Here is a 13,860-nt window from a genome sequence, read left to right as displayed (position 1 = left end):
GCCGGTGTTCACCCTTCGGCCATGGACTCAGCGCGCACGCACACGTCACCACCCGACGACGTACGCACCACCGCACCCACGGGCAGGGCACTGGCCACCGAAGCCGTGCACGCCGGGCGCGACGATCTCGCCGCCCAGGGACTGCACGCCCCGCCCATCGACCTGTCCACGACCTACCCGTCGTACGACAGCCGCGGCGAGGCCGCCCGCATCGACGCGTTCGCCGCCACCGGCGCCGAGCCGGACGGACCGCCGGTCTACGGCCGCCTCGGCAACCCGACCGTCGCCCGCTTCGAGACGGCGCTGGCCCGGCTGGAGGGGACCGGGGCCGCCGTCGCCTTCGCCAGCGGCATGGCGGCGCTGAGCGCGGTGCTGCTGGTCCGCGGCTCGATGGGGCTGCGGCACGTCGTCGCCGTACGGCCGCTGTACGGCTGCAGCGACCACCTGCTCACCGCCGGGCTGCTCGGGTCCGAGGTCACCTGGACCGACCCGGCGGGCGTCGCGGACGCGCTGCGCCCGGACACCGGCCTGGTGCTGGTGGAGTCGCCCGCCAACCCGACGCTGGCCGAGGTCGACCTGCGGGCCGTCGCGCACGCCTGCGGGTCGGTGCCGCTGCTCGTGGACAACACCTTCGCCACCCCCGTGCTCCAGCGCCCCGCCGAACACGGCGCCCGGCTGGTGCTGCACAGCGCCACCAAGTACCTCGGCGGGCACGGCGACGTGCTGGCCGGCGTGGTCGCCTGCGACGAGGAGTTCGCCGGGCGGCTGCGGCAGGTCCGCTTCGCCACCGGCGGGGTGCTGCACCCGCTGGCCGGCTATCTGCTGCTGCGGGGACTGTCCACCCTGCCCGTCCGGGTGCGGGCCGCTTCCGCGGGCGCCGCCGAGCTGGCCGGGCGGCTGGCCGCCGACCCGCGGGTGGCCCGGGTCCACTATCCGCGCATCGGCGGCGCGATGGTCTCCTTCGAGGTCCACGGCGACCCGCACGAGGTCATCGCCGGGGTCCGGCTGATCACCCCGGCCGTGAGTCTCGGCAGCGTCGACACGCTCATCCAGCACCCGGCGTCCATCAGCCACCGCATCGTGGACCCGGACGACCGGCGGAGCGCCGGGGTGTCCGACCGGCTGCTGCGGCTGTCGGTCGGCCTGGAGGACGTCGACGACCTGTGGGCCGACCTGGACCGGGCCCTGGGGGAGCCGGTAGTGGGCGCCGCTCCGCTGCGGGAGGCACCGGCGCGGACCGTGTGACCGCAGGGACACGCCCGTCACTCCCGGCCGATGCGCTCCCCGCGCGGCAGCGGTGCCGCGGAGCGGGCGGACGGGTCCAGGCGGGCCGTGACGACCAGGGTCCCCTCCTCGATCTGGTAGTCGAGGGGGAGGCCCAGGCCGCGCATCGCGGCGACCATGCCGGTGTTGGACGCCTGAGTGACCGCGTACACGCTCTCGCAGCCCGTCTCCGCCGCCATCGCCACGAGGCGGGCGAGGAGTTCGCCGCCGATGCCCCGGCGCTGCCACCCGTCCTCGACGAGCAGCGCGACCTCCGTCTCGTCCCCGTCCCACAGCAGATGACCGAGCCCGACGATCCGCCCCGAGGCGGTCTGCGCGGCGAGGGTGCGGCCGAAGCGGGGGCTGAGCAGATGGTTGAGATACCGGTCCGCGTCCCCGACCGGGCCGTGGTAGCGCATCCCGAGCGTCCGCGGCGTGCAGCGTTCGTGCATCGCCTTGGCGGCCGGAACGTCGCGCGTGTCCGCCCGGCGGACCGTGATGTCGCTCCCCTCGGGCAGCGTCAGCACGTCCCGGCCGCGCGGGATCCGCGGACCGAGCCGGGCGTCCAGCTCGACCAGCGCCCGCGCCCGGGCGAACTCGGCCGGGGTGAACGGCAGATGGCGGCGCTCCACAGTGATCACCCCGCCCTCCGGGGCGCGCAGTCGCAGCACCGTCTCCTCCAGGGTGCCCTCCGGCGGCACGGCCTGCCCCGCTTCCGCCCCCGTCCGGGCGCCGGCCGTCGCGGGCAGGGACCTGATGGTGCACCGGCCGAGCAACTGCCGCAGCGCCAGCGGCAGTTCCGCCGCGTCCAGGGCCGTACGGGCCGCCAGGCCCAGCACCCGGGTCGGCGCGTCCACCAGGTCGTGGGCGTCCGCCCGCTCGGTCCAGGTCCGGGCACCGCCCGCCGCCGTCACCAGCTCGGCCAGCTCGGTCCCGCTCAGCTCACCCGGGGCACGGAGCAGGAACTCGTCCACCGTGCCCTCGGCCAGCGGGTGCGTCTGCAGGCTCAGGATGTCGATCCGCCGTTCGGCGAGGGCCGCGCAGAGCACGGCCAGCGATCCCGGCGCGTCCCGCACCGTCGTCCGCATCCGCCACAGCGCGCTCTCGCCGCCCGGCTCGGACCCGGCAGGGCCGCTCCCGGCCGCTCCCGTCCCGGTCGGTTCGGTCCCGGCCGGCCGCTCGGCGGTCGGTGGCCGGGCGCCGGTATCGTCCGCCGGCGGCGCCTGCCCATGGCGTCGTGACCAACGGGTGTGGAAACCCGCCGTGGCGATCAGCGCCGCCAGCGAGGCCAGGACCAGGGCGGGCACCGCGGTGCCGTGCTCGACGAGGTGCGCCACGGCGTCCGTCACATCAGACATGTCTCGACTCATGCACCCACTGTGAAGGAACGGTGTTGCGTGATCACGAACGCTCTGTGACCGATGGGTAAAGAAGGCTTCTGGGGTGCTTTGCGCCTTTTCGGGCCGATTGCGTCGGGCGACGCCGCGCACCGGGGGATGACGCCGGTGCGCGGCCCACCCGACAGGCTACGGGACCGACTTCGGGACTACTGGCCCACCCGGCCCGGCCGCAGCACCTTCGTGAACAGCACCGTGCCGTCCTGCTCGCGCAGCCGCACCGTCATCTCGGCGCTGTCGCCGTCGATGTCGACCTCGCCGAAGAACTGGTAGCCGCCCGCGGGCGAGACGTTCGAGGCGGTCGGCGCCTTCACGAAGACCCGTTCGGGACCGAAGGTGCCGTCCAGCGCACTGGCCGGGAACGCGCCCGCGTTGAGCGGCCCGGACACGAACTCCCAGAACGGCTCGAAGTCTCCGAACGCGGCCCGCGAAGGCTGGTAGTGCTGGGCCGAGGTGTGGTGCACGTCGGCCGTCAGCCACACCGTGCCGGTGATCCTGCGGTGCTTGACGAAGCGCAGCAGTTCCGCGATCTGCAACTCGCGCCCCAGGGGTGCGCCGGGGTCGCCCTGCGCGATCGCCTCGATGTTGGGGGCGCCCTCGGTGGCGTCCGGCACGACGAGGCCGATCGGCATGTCCGCCGCGATGACCTTCCACACCGCACGCGACCGCGCCAGTTCCCGCTTGAGCCACTCCAACTGCTCGCGGCCCAGGATGCCCTGCGGGTCCACGCTCTGCCCGCCGGGGGAGTTGGCGTTGCGGTACGTCCGCATGTCCAGCACGAACACGTCGAGCAACGGGCCCTGGCGCAGCACCCGGTGCACCCGCCCCTCGCGCGCGCCGGGGCGCAGGGTTGAGATCGGGAAGTACTCGCCGAACGCGCGCCGGGCGCGGGCGGCCAGTACGTCGACGCTCTTCTCCGTGTACCGGTCGTCCGTGTCCGCGATCACCTGGCCCGGGTACCAGTTGTTGCGCACCTCGTGGTCGTCCCACTGGATGACCGACGGAACCCGCGCGTTGAAGCGCCGCAGGTTCTCGTCGAGCAGGTTGTAGCGGAAGTTGCCGCGGAACTCGGCGAGGGTCTCGGCGACCTTGGACTTCTCCTCGGTCGTGATGTTCCGCCAGGTGCCGCCGTCGGGGAGGGCCGCCGTCTCCGCGATGGGGCCGTCGGCGTAGATGGTGTCGCCGCTGCACAGGAAGAAGTCCGGGTCCAGGACGCCCATGGCGTCGTAGATGCGGTAGCCGCCGAGGTCGGGGTTGATGCCCCAGCCCTGGCCCGCGAGGTCGCCGGACCACACGAAACGCACGCCCTCGCGGCGACGGACCGGCACGGTGCGGAAGGTGCCGGTGACCGGCCGGCCGGTGCGGCGCGGATCGTCCGGGTCGGCGAGGAGCACGCGGTAGTGGATCTGTTCGCCCGGCGGCAGGCCGCGCAGCCGGGTGGTGCCGGTGAAGTCCGTGTCGCGTCCGAGCAGCGGACCGTGCCACCGGCGGGGGTTGCGGAACGACTCGGTCGCCGACGTCTCGACGATCATCCGGGCCGGCCGGTCGGACCGCACCCACACCAGACCGGAGTGGGAGGTCACGTCTCCCGTCTGCACGCCCCAGCCCGCCCCCGGCCGCCCGGAACGGGCGAACGCCGGAGCCGCCCCGAGGGCGGTGGGCAGGGTCAGGGCAGCCGACGCGGCGAGCGAACCGCGCAGCACGCTGCGGCGGCCGGGCAACGGACGATGTGACATGGATGCGCCTCCAGGGACGGGATCCGGCCGGTATTCGGGCCGTTCTCGGGCCGGTTTCGGCCAGTGTGCAGAGCCAGACCTACTGGCACGGCGCGGCGCCCACGGAAATTGCGGGTGAACAACCCGGACGACCCGAGTGCTCCGCCGCCCGCGCGCGCAGGCGCGGGGTCACACGGCCCCGGCCATCCTCTCCACCCCCGCCCGGATCCGTCCCGGCGTCAGATGCGCGTACCCCAGCACCAGCCGCACCTCCTTGCCCGGTGCCGGAACTTCGCCCACCGGCCCACCGACCGCACCGCCGTGCGCGTACGCCGCCAGCGGGCGCACCGCGACGCCCGCCTCCGCCACGCGCGCGAGGAAGCCCTCCTCGGGCCCGTACCGCTCGGGAAGCGTGGCGATGGCGTGCAGCCCGGCGGCGATGCCGGTGACCCGTGAGCCGGGGAAGTACTCGGCCAGCGCGGCCACCAGGGCGTCGCGGCGCTCGCGGTAGGCGCGCTGGCAGACGCGGAGTCGGCGGTCGTAGTCGCCACGCTCGACGAAGCGGGCGAAGACCGCCTGGTCGAGGGTCGGATGGCCGAGGTCGGTGGTGCGCTTGCGTTCGACGATGTCGTCCGCGAGCCGGTCCGGCACCAGCAGCCAGCCCAGCCGCAGCCCCGGGGCGAGGGACTTGCTGACCGAGCCCGTGTAGGCGACGCGTTCCGGATCGAGGCCCTGGAGCGCGCCCACGGGGGCACGGTCGTAGCGGAAGTCGCCGTCGTAGTCGTCCTCCAGGACGATGCCGTCCACGGACCGCGCCCAGTCCAGCAGTTCGGCACGGCGGCGCGCCGAGTAGGCGATGCCGGTGGGGAACTGGTGGGCCGGTGTCGTCACCACCACCCGTACGCCCGACGCGTACAGCGGGCCCGGGGCGAGGCCCTCGTCGTCCAGGGGGAGGGGCACCGTACCGAGGCCCGCCGAGGCGTACAGGTCATGATGCTGAGGGCTGCCGGGGTCCTCCACACCGGCGGCGCGCATCCCGCGCGCGTGGAGCACACTCGCCAGCAGCGCGGTGGCCTGCGCCACCCCGGAGACCACCACGATCCGCTCGGGGTCCGCCACCACGCCCCGGCGCCGCGCGAGCAGCTCGGCCAGGGCGGTCCGCAGCCCGGGCAGCCCCCGCGGGTCCGGATAGCCCAGGGTCTCGTGCGGCAGATCGGCCAGCACGCTCCGCTGCGCCGCGGCCCACGCCGAACGGGGGAAGAGCGACAGGTCGGGCGTCCCCGGCACGAAGTCCGCCAGGTCGCCGGGGGAGCGCGGGGAGAGATCACGCGCGCGTGACGGGGCGGCCCGTACGGCATCGCCCACCCAGGTGCCCGCACCCCGTCCACTGCGCAGGTACCCCTCGGCCGTCAGCTGCTCGTACGCCTCGGTCACCAGCCCCCGCGAGACGCCGAGATCGGCCGCGAGGTCCCGGCTCGACGGCAGCCGGGTGCCCGCGGCGAGCCGACCCGAGCGGACCGCGTCCCGCAGCGCCTCCCGCAGTGCTCGGCCGCGCGCGCGTGCCGGTGCCGAGGCGGCGGGCAGCAACAACTCCCAGGCGGCGCTGCCGGCGACGGAGCCCGGAGGCCCGCCCGGACCGGGCGACGGCGTCATGAAAGAAGTCCCCCCGAACATCACGTCTGCACCACGTCTTCTCAATCGTCTCCACTTTACGAGGGGTTGGACCCGCTGGTGCGTAAACCGGAGTGACAGACCACAGCGAGGGGGCAGGCCGAGGCCGCGCCCCGGAATCGTACGCGCAATCCAGGAGCGCCCGTGGACGCCAAGAACCGTTTCGAGACGAAGACCACCTTCGCTCTCTCCCGACTCGAATGGCTGGGCTTTCTCGCCGTATCGCTCGTGCTCGCATTCCAGCACCTCACGGAAATCCGCTGGGCCGTCTTCGTGCTGCTGTTCGCGGTGATCGACGTCGTCGGATACCTGCCCGGCGCGATCGCCTTCCGGCGCAGCCCGGACGGGCACGTTCCGCGCGGCTTCTACGTGGCCTACAACACCATGCACAGCCTGGTCACAGCGGGTGTCCTGGCCGGGGCGTGGGCGCTGTTCGTCCGGCCGGAATGGGCACTGCTGGCCCTCCCGATCCACCTCATGGGCGACCGGGCCCTGTTCGGGAACTCCCTCAAACCCTTCGGTGTCGCCTTCGAGCCGGAAACCACCCCGGAGTTCCGCAGGTTCGAGCAGCGGTACCTCTCGGCGGCGAAGTCCGGGGAAAGCGCCGCCGTACGGACCTCCGTGGAGGACGCCGATGCCCTCCGTGCTTGACACACTCGCCGCGCACAGCGACAACCCCAGTTCCTTTCTCGCCCTCAACAGCGGGAACGCGTACTTCCACGACGGCGGGTTCGACGGTGCCTGCGCCTATCGCACCTCGGGCCGCTACGTACTGCAATTCGGCGGCCCGTTCACCGCGCCGGAACACCGGGCACGCCTGCTGGACGCGTTCGCCGCCCACGCCGGCCGCCGTCTGGTCGCCGTGCAACTGCAGCGGGCGGACGCCGAGCTGTACGCGGCGCACGGCTTCACGGTCAACCAGCTCGGGGCGTCGTACGCGGTCGACCTGAGCCGTTTCACGCTGCGCGGCTCACGGTTCGTCCGGTTGCGGAACAAGATCTCGCGCGCCCGGCGGGCGGGCCTGGAGGTCGCCGAGGTCATGGCCGGCGACGACTGCGCCGAACTGGACCGGATCGACCAGTGCTGGCTGCGGGACAAGGGCCGGCACGTCAAGGAGCTGCGCTTCCTCGTCGGCCAGCGCAACGGGAGCCTGCAGAGGCACCGCCGCCTGTTCGTCGGCCGGATCGACGGCGAGACGGTCGGCTACATCAACTACTCGCCGGTCTACGGCAGCCGCCCCGGCTGGCTGCACGACCTGAGCCGACGCCGCCCCGACGCTCCGCCCGGCGTGATGGAGGCGCTCAACGCCACCGTCATGGAACGGCTCACCGCCGACGGGGCCGGCTGGCTGCACTTCGGCTTCACCCCGTTCACCGGGCTCGACGCGGAGCACGAACTACCCGGTGCCAGCCGTATGTTCGCCCGGTTCGCCCGCCTCCTGGCCGAGCGCGGCGACGTGATCTACCCGGCGGCGTCCCAGCTCGAGTACAAGCAGAAGTGGGCCCCGCACGTGGTCCTGCCGGAGTACATCGCCTTCCGCGGCAGGCCCCGCCCCGGCGCGGTCTGGCAGTTGCTGCGCGCCACCAACGCCCTCTGAGCCACCGCGTCCACGGCCGTGCGAGTGCCGCGCCGATTCCGTATTCATCCCACCCTGGAGGACTGCACGTCCATGAGATTCCTAGAGCGTGAACGCGCCACCCTCGCGAAGCTGCTGCCCGAACTGGACCCCGCGCTGCGCGAGGCGCCGCTGATGGAACTGGAGCGGCCGGGCAGCCCGGGCATCCGGCACTTCCGGGACAGCGGCGGTCCAGGACTGCTCGTCCCCGAGTCCCACCAGGGCCGGGGTGCCACCGCGCTCGACGCCCTGCGCGTTCAGCGGGCCATCGGCAGCCGCTCGCCGTCCCTGGCCGTGGCCACCACCATGCACCACTTCTCCATGGCCACCCTTGTCGGGATCGGCGGCCTCGGCGACGGCTTGGAGTGGATGCTGATCGAGGGCGTGGCCTCGTCCAACCGCGTGATCGCCTCCGGCTTCGCCGAGGGCCGCCCCGGCGCGGGCATCCTCGACCCGTCGATGACCGCCACGGTGACCGCGGACGGCGTCCGGATCAACGGCGTCAAACGGCCGTGCAGCCTGGCCCACTCCATGGACGTGCTCACCGCCAGCGTGCTGATCCCGCGCGAGGACGGGCAGGGCGACGAACTCGCCGTAGCCCTCGTGCCCGCGGAGAGCGAGGGGATGAGCGTCAGCGGCTTCTGGTCCAGCGCCTTCCTCGCCGGGGCCGAGAGCGAACAGGTCACGCTCACCGACGTCCTCGTACCGCCGGAACTCCTGCTGCGCACCGGGACGACCTCCGGTGAACAGCTCGACGAACTCCAGACGGCCGGTCTGATCTGGTTCCAGACGCTGATGACGGGCAGCTACCTCGGCGCCGCGAGCGCGCTGGTGGAGCGGGTGCTGCTGAACGACCGCATCCCCGAGCACGAGCGCGTACGCCTCTTCGTCGAGACCGAGGCCGCCATGGCCACCGCCGAGGGCGTCGCCCGGCGTATCGACGCCGGTGACCTCGACGAGTCGGCGCTCGCCCAGGCGTTGTACGTGCGCTACGGCGTCCAGGACGCCATCGCCCGAGTCGTCCCGCGCGCGGTCGAACTCCTCGGCGGCCTCAACTTCATGACGTCCGACGAGGTGGGCCACCTGGCCGCCTGCGCCAACGGTCTCTCCCTGCACCCGCCGTCGCGCTCCCGGATGACCGCCCCGTTGTCCGCGTACCTGGCGGACCGGCCGCTCGCCATCGCCTGACCGCGCCCCCACCGTCCATCGGTGGGCCGAGACCCGTTGGGAGAACACACCCCCATGCCGTCAGACAACCAGCGTCTCGCCCTCCTGCCCGTCGGCCGTACGGGACGGCGCGCCCGCCCCTCCCTGCTGCTCACCGGCGGTTCCGGAGTGCTCGGACGTGCCCTGATCGACGAGCTGTCACCCGACTTCGACCTGCTGTGCCTGCGCCGCAACACTCCGTTGCGCGATCCGCGGGTGCGCGAGCTCCAGGGCGACCTGGTCGCCCCCCGGCTCGGCCTGAGCCCACTGGCCTGGCACGAACTGGCCCTCGAGGTGGACGTGGTGCTGCACTGCGCCGCTGAGACCAACTGGCGGACCCCGCCACAGGACATCACGCGCACCAATCTGAGCGGTGCCGACACCATGCTCGACCTGGCGGCCCGGGCCGACGCCCCGCTGTACCTGGTGAGTACCGCGTTCGTGGCCAACGCCCCCACCGAGGAGGACCGTCGGCGCTTCCCGGGTGCAGCCGCCTACCTCGACTCCAAGGCCAGGGCCGAGCAGATGACACGCGAGGCGGGCGTGCCCGGCGCCATCGTCCGGCCGTCGGTCGTCATGGGTGACTCCGTCAGTGGGCGGATCGCCGGTCAGCAAGGGCTGACCAAGACGATCGGCTCGATGATCCTGGGGCAGGCCCCGGTGCTGCCCGGAGCCCCCGAGACCCGGATCGACATGGTGCCCCAGGACTACGTCTCGCGGGCCATCGGCGACCTGGTCCGGGGCGGTGTGGCCGACGGAGAGTACTGGCTGACGGCCGGCAAGGAGGCCATCGACCTGCGGGAGTTCGCCGACGTCTGCGCGGACGTCGCCGTACGCCACGGCCTGCCCCGGCCCCAGCGGCCCCGGCTCATCCCTGTCGATGCCGTTCACCGGCTGCTTCTGCCCATGCTGGAGGGCACCTCGCTGCCCGCGTCGCTGCGGCGGCGGCTGGAGTACTACGCGGAACTGCTGCTGGTGTTCCAGCGGGAGCTGCCGTTCGACACCTCCCTCGGCGAACCCGACTGCGGCACCCGCCTGACCCGGACCGACGTCCGGGACGCGCTCGTACGCAACGCGGAGAGCTGGGCCGGGGACAGGGCCGGCCTGCTCAGCCGGAACCGATCCGCCGCGACCGCCCCCATGGAGGTGGCGTCATGACCATGTCTCCCCCGTCCGCCGGGACCACCCGGCCGTCCGCCGGGTCGTCCGCCTCGTCCTCAGAGCCCTCCGCCCCGTCCTCCGAGCCCTCCACCCCGCGCGCCGGAACCGCCGCGCCGACCGACCGGCCCGACATCGTTGAGCTCTACCTGAAGCACATCGGCTCCGGCCGTGCCGTGATGGGCCGTGTCATGGGCGGCATGGCCGAGGTCCGTTCCGAGGGCACCTGGATCCACGCCGACGACGGCCGCCGCTTCCTGGACTTCGGCGGCTACGGCGTCTTCATCCTGGGCCACCGCCACCCGGCCGTCGTCGAAGCGGTGCACCGGCAGATCGACACCCACCCGCTGGCCAGCCGCGTCTTCCTCGAACCCGTCGCCGCCCTGGCCGCCCAGGCCCTGGCCGCCCACACCCCGCCCGGCCTCGACTACGTCCACTTCGTCAACTCCGGCGCCGAGGCCACCGAGGCGGCCCTGAAACTGGCCCGCGCCCACGGACGCACCTCGGTGATCACCACCCGCAGCGGCTTCCACGGCAAGACCCTCGGCGCGCTGAGCGTCACCGCCAACGCCACGTACCAGACCCCCTTCCAGCCTCTGCTCCCGGACGTCACCCAGGTGGCCTACGACGACCCGGCCGACCTCGAACAGGCGCTGGCCGCCCACCGCGACCGGGCCTGCGTCATCGTCGAACCCGTCCAGGGCGAGGGCGGCGTACGCATCCCCCGCCACGGCTACCTCAGCCAGGTGCAGGCGCTGTGCCGGGCGTACGGCGCCATGATGGTCGTCGACGAGATCCAGACCGGCATGGGGCGGCTGGGCACCTGGTGGGGCGTGGACGCCGAGGGCGTGCGTCCGGACGTGCTGCTCGTCGGCAAGGGACTCAGCGGCGGTGTCGTACCGGTCGCCGCGATGGTCGCCACCGCGGAGGCCTACGCCCCCTTCAGCCGCGACCCCTACCTGCACACCTCCACCTTCGGCGCCTCGCCGATCGCCTGCGCCGCCGCCCTGGCCGCCGTACGGGCGATGGAGGAGGAGGACACCGTGGCCCGGGCCGCCGCGCTCGGCCCGCGCATCCTCACCGCCGTACGGGACGTGTGCGCGCCGTACGAGGGCGGACTGGTCCGCGAAGTGCGCGGCCGGGGTCTGCTGATCGGTATCGAGTTCGCCGAAGAACAGGCGGTCGGCGAACTCCTGCTGGAGCTGATCTCCCGCGGTGTGCTCGTCAACAACTCCCTCAACTCCACCCGTGTGCTGCGGCTGACCCCGCCGGCCGTGGTCGAGGACTCCGCGCTCGACCTGTTCCTCACCACCCTCGGCGCGGCCCTGCGCAGCACGGCCGACCGTATGACCAGCTGACACCGGCTCCTGACGCCGGCGCCGGCCACCAGCTCCGGACACCCCCGTCCGGAAACCCTCCGGGAAGGAACCGAACACCTATGCGCCACGTGGTCCTGCACGCCCTCGCCGACGGACTGGCACCCGCCGACGTCTACGCCCGCATCAGCGACTTCCGCCGCTATCCCGAGCACAGCGACACCTTCCGCGAGGTGCATGTCGAGCCTCCGCTGCCCGACGGCTCCACGGTCTCGGAGTGGACCGTCGAGTTCCGGGGCGGCCTGATGCGGTGGCGGGAACGCGACACCTACTCGCCCGAGACGTACTCCCTCGCCTTCGAACAGGTCAGCGGCGACTTCCAGACCTTCGAGGGGAGCTGGCGCTGCGAAGCGAGGGACGGCGGCACGCTCGTCGTCTACACCGCGGCCTTCGACCTCGGCATCCCTTCCATGGCCGAGATCCTCGACCCGGTGGCCGAGTCGACCCTGCGGACCAACATCGCCCGCGTGCTGCGGGGCCTCGCGGGCGCGGAGGTGATCGATGAGCGCGCGGCTGCGACTGGTGGCTGACCGGGCGGCCGTGGCGGGCGCCCCGCCCCCGGCCGCCGAGCCGCCGCACGGGGAGCCGCTGCACGAGGAACCGGGGCCGGGCGCCGCCCGCTGCCTCGGCCTGTACGCCAAACTGGCCGCCGGGGTGACCGTCGTGACCGCCCGCGGCGCGGACGGCCCGCTCGGGATGACGGTGTCCGCCGTCACCTCGCTCTCCGCCCGCCCGCCGCTGTTGCTGGCCTGTCTGCGCGACGGCTCCCGCACCCTCGCCGCCGTCCGCGCCCGCCGGGTCTTCGCCGTGCACCTGCTGCGCGAGGAACAGCGGGAACTCGCGGGCCGGTTCGCGTCCCCGGCGACGACCGCGGCCGAGCGGTTCGCCGGGACGGACACCCGGCAGGTGCTGGGCGTCCCGGTGCTGGCCGGCGCGCTCGCCTGGTCGGTGTGCCTGACCGAGGACGTACGCCGCTACGGCGACCACCATCTCGTCGTCGGCCGGGTCGCCGCCGTGCACGTGGGCGGCGGACGCCCGCTGCTGTGGCACGACCGCCGGTTCGGTGCGCTGACCGAGCCGGTGCCGGACGCCGCCGGATGACCAGGCCATCGGCCGGGACGCCGTACTGGGACCCCGCGGAACTGCCGACGCAGCCCCAGCTGCACGGCGTGGTCACCGCCGACGTGGCCGTCGTCGGGGCCGGCCTGGCCGGGTTGTCCTGCGCCTACCACCTGGCGGAACGCGCCCCCGGGCTCGACATCGCGGTGGTGGACGCCGAGCACCCGGCCGCCGGCGCCAGCGGCCGGGGCACCGGGCTGCTGGGCCCCCGGGCGGGCCCCGCCGTCGACCGCGCGGTGCGCCGCTTCGGCCCGCAGACGGCGCGCAGGATGCACCGGGCCAGCGAGCGGGCGGTGCGGGACGTCCTCGCCCTGTGCGACCGGCTCGACGTGCCCTGCGGGCTGCGGCCCGGTGAGCAGTTGGTGGCAACGCGTTCGTCCGCGGGCCTGGTGGCACTCGCCCGCCAGGCCCGCGCCTGCCGCGAACTCGGTCTGGACGTCCCCGTCCTCTCCCCGGCCGGCATCCGCGACCGGGTCGGCGTGCCCTACCGGGCGGCACTGCTGCACCGCCCCGCCGCGACCCTCGACCCGGCCGCCCTGACCTGCGCCCTCGCCCGCGCCTGCGCCGACAAGGGCGTGCGGTTCTACGGCCGCAGCCCGCTGCTGGCCCTGCGCCCGGGCGACCTGGTCGGCCCCGAGCTGGTCCTCCCGCACGGCAGGCTCTACGCCGGTCAGGCGGTGCTGGCCGTCAACTCCGCCGCGCAGGCACTGGACCTGCCGGTCGGCACCGTCCTGCCGCTCGAGGTGTACGCCGTCGCCACCGAACCGCTGAGCGCCCCGGCCTACGAGGCCCTGGGCGGGCGCGCCGGACACTCCGTCGTCGACGCCGTCCCGCTGGCGCCGTACTTCCGGCTGCTCCCGGACCGGGGCCTGGTGGCGGGCGGCGGTACCGCCACCCTCCCGGCGGGTGTCGGCGCTCCCCGTCTCCAGGCCGTCAGGGAGCGTGCCTGGGCCCGGCTGGAGAGGTGGCTGCGGTCCCTGCATCCGGACCTCGCCCGGGTACGGGTCACCCACCGCTGGTCCGGCCGCATCGGCATGACGGGCGACGACCTGCCGGTGGTGGGGCCGGTGCCGGGCTTCGACGACGTCTGGTACATCGGCGGCTGCTGCGGGCACGGACTCGCCCTGTCCGTGGCGCACGGCGCGCACGTGGCCGCCGCCCTGCTGGGTGAGCCGGAACCCGGCGAACCGCTCCCGTGGCACCGCTCCCGGGCCCCGCGCCTGCCCGCACGCGGACCCGGGCGGCCCCTGCTGCGGGCGTACGTGGACGCAATGGGGCGAATCGCTCGGCATACATGCTGACGGCGGGCGCTGCCCGCATCCGTACCCCAGCTCGGCGGA

12 protein-coding genes are annotated in these 13,860 nt (G+C 73.8%); 9 read left to right on the top strand and 3 right to left on the bottom strand.

Annotated features, from left to right (window positions below):
- Positions 1-21: 21 nt before the first annotated feature.
- Positions 22-1,245 carry a PLP-dependent aspartate aminotransferase family protein gene (locus ACGH52_RS06990; protein ID WP_059297659.1) on the top strand — a complete coding sequence of 408 codons (1,224 nt, stop codon included), beginning with the start codon at positions 22-24 and terminating at the stop codon, positions 1,243-1,245.
- A 17-nt stretch (positions 1,246-1,262) separates the two neighbouring features.
- On the opposite strand, the gene ACGH52_RS06985 is transcribed toward ACGH52_RS06990, so the two are convergent.
- From ACGH52_RS06985 to ACGH52_RS06975, 3 genes are all read right to left on the bottom strand, one after another.
- On the bottom strand, positions 1,263-2,621 hold the full coding sequence (locus tag ACGH52_RS06985) for a GNAT family N-acetyltransferase (protein WP_399938208.1): 1,359 nt from the start codon (positions 2,619-2,621) through the stop codon (positions 1,263-1,265).
- Positions 2,622-2,809: 188 nt separating this feature from the next.
- Positions 2,810-4,396, bottom strand: a complete 1,587-nt coding sequence (locus tag ACGH52_RS06980) for an alkaline phosphatase D family protein (RefSeq protein WP_399938206.1) — start codon at positions 4,394-4,396, stop codon at positions 2,810-2,812.
- Between the two features lie 168 nt (positions 4,397-4,564).
- The gene (locus ACGH52_RS06975; RefSeq protein WP_399938204.1) at positions 4,565-6,028 is read right to left on the bottom strand and encodes a PLP-dependent aminotransferase family protein; all 1,464 of its coding nucleotides are present in this window, start codon (positions 6,026-6,028) and stop codon (positions 4,565-4,567) included.
- 162 nt (positions 6,029-6,190) lie between these two features.
- On the opposite strand from ACGH52_RS06975, the gene ACGH52_RS06970 reads away from it, so the two are divergent.
- From ACGH52_RS06970 to ACGH52_RS06935, 8 genes are all read left to right on the top strand, one after another.
- Complete coding sequence (locus ACGH52_RS06970; RefSeq protein ID WP_076973316.1) at positions 6,191-6,697, top strand: hypothetical protein; 507 nt, start codon at positions 6,191-6,193, stop codon at positions 6,695-6,697.
- Positions 6,681-7,643: a bifunctional lysylphosphatidylglycerol flippase/synthetase MprF gene (locus ACGH52_RS06965; protein ID WP_121704804.1), complete on the top strand. Its 963-nt coding sequence runs from the start codon at positions 6,681-6,683 to the stop codon at positions 7,641-7,643. The genes ACGH52_RS06970 and ACGH52_RS06965 overlap by 17 nt, the downstream gene beginning before the upstream one ends.
- A 72-nt stretch (positions 7,644-7,715) precedes the next feature.
- A complete protein-coding gene (locus ACGH52_RS06960; protein WP_121704805.1) occupies positions 7,716-8,849 on the top strand; it encodes an acyl-CoA dehydrogenase family protein in 1,134 nt (377 codons plus the stop codon).
- 54 nt (positions 8,850-8,903) lie between these two features.
- Positions 8,904-10,025 (top strand): SDR family oxidoreductase, encoded by a 1,122-nt coding sequence (locus ACGH52_RS06955; protein ID WP_399938201.1) that lies wholly within the window; start codon positions 8,904-8,906, stop codon positions 10,023-10,025.
- Complete coding sequence (locus ACGH52_RS06950; protein WP_399938199.1) at positions 10,022-11,383, top strand: aspartate aminotransferase family protein; 1,362 nt, start codon at positions 10,022-10,024, stop codon at positions 11,381-11,383. The genes ACGH52_RS06955 and ACGH52_RS06950 overlap by 4 nt, the downstream gene beginning before the upstream one ends.
- 80 nt (positions 11,384-11,463) lie before the next feature.
- On the top strand, positions 11,464-11,931 hold the full coding sequence (locus tag ACGH52_RS06945; RefSeq protein ID WP_210976999.1) for an aromatase/cyclase: 468 nt from the start codon (positions 11,464-11,466) through the stop codon (positions 11,929-11,931).
- Positions 11,903-12,502, top strand: coding sequence for a flavin reductase family protein (locus ACGH52_RS06940; RefSeq protein ID WP_193777937.1), 600 nt, complete (start codon positions 11,903-11,905; stop codon positions 12,500-12,502). Before ACGH52_RS06945 ends, ACGH52_RS06940 begins: the two co-directional genes overlap by 29 nt.
- Positions 12,499-13,821: an FAD-binding oxidoreductase gene (locus tag ACGH52_RS06935; RefSeq protein ID WP_210977001.1), complete on the top strand. Its 1,323-nt coding sequence runs from the start codon at positions 12,499-12,501 to the stop codon at positions 13,819-13,821. The genes ACGH52_RS06940 and ACGH52_RS06935 overlap by 4 nt, the downstream gene beginning before the upstream one ends.
- The last annotated feature ends 39 nt before the right edge of the window (positions 13,822-13,860 follow it).

Source organism: Streptomyces sp. BBFR25 (genome assembly GCF_044590125.1).
Lineage (GTDB): Bacteria > Actinomycetota > Actinomycetes > Streptomycetales > Streptomycetaceae > Streptomyces > Streptomyces canus_D.
This window is presented reverse-complemented; position numbering and strand designations above follow the sequence as displayed.

What these genes read in the sequence shown, in the direction of transcription:
- ACGH52_RS06950 (WP_399938199.1), top strand. Translation starts at nt 10,022, where the DNA reads ATGACCATGTCTCCCCCGTCCGCCGGGACCACCCGGCCGTCCGCCGGG.
- ACGH52_RS06975 (WP_399938204.1), bottom strand. Translation starts at nt 6,028, where the DNA reads ATGACGCCGTCGCCCGGTCCGGGCGGGCCTCCGGGCTCCGTCGCCGGC.
- ACGH52_RS06955 (WP_399938201.1), top strand. Translation starts at nt 8,904, where the DNA reads ATGCCGTCAGACAACCAGCGTCTCGCCCTCCTGCCCGTCGGCCGTACG.
- ACGH52_RS06990 (WP_059297659.1), top strand. Translation starts at nt 22, where the DNA reads ATGGACTCAGCGCGCACGCACACGTCACCACCCGACGACGTACGCACC.
- ACGH52_RS06940 (WP_193777937.1), top strand. Translation starts at nt 11,903, where the DNA reads ATGAGCGCGCGGCTGCGACTGGTGGCTGACCGGGCGGCCGTGGCGGGC.
- ACGH52_RS06980 (WP_399938206.1), bottom strand. Translation starts at nt 4,396, where the DNA reads ATGTCACATCGTCCGTTGCCCGGCCGCCGCAGCGTGCTGCGCGGTTCG.
- ACGH52_RS06935 (WP_210977001.1), top strand. Translation starts at nt 12,499, where the DNA reads ATGACCAGGCCATCGGCCGGGACGCCGTACTGGGACCCCGCGGAACTG.
- ACGH52_RS06960 (WP_121704805.1), top strand. Translation starts at nt 7,716, where the DNA reads ATGAGATTCCTAGAGCGTGAACGCGCCACCCTCGCGAAGCTGCTGCCC.
- ACGH52_RS06965 (WP_121704804.1), top strand. Translation starts at nt 6,681, where the DNA reads ATGCCCTCCGTGCTTGACACACTCGCCGCGCACAGCGACAACCCCAGT.
- ACGH52_RS06985 (WP_399938208.1), bottom strand. Translation starts at nt 2,621, where the DNA reads ATGTCTGATGTGACGGACGCCGTGGCGCACCTCGTCGAGCACGGCACC.
- ACGH52_RS06945 (WP_210976999.1), top strand. Translation starts at nt 11,464, where the DNA reads ATGCGCCACGTGGTCCTGCACGCCCTCGCCGACGGACTGGCACCCGCC.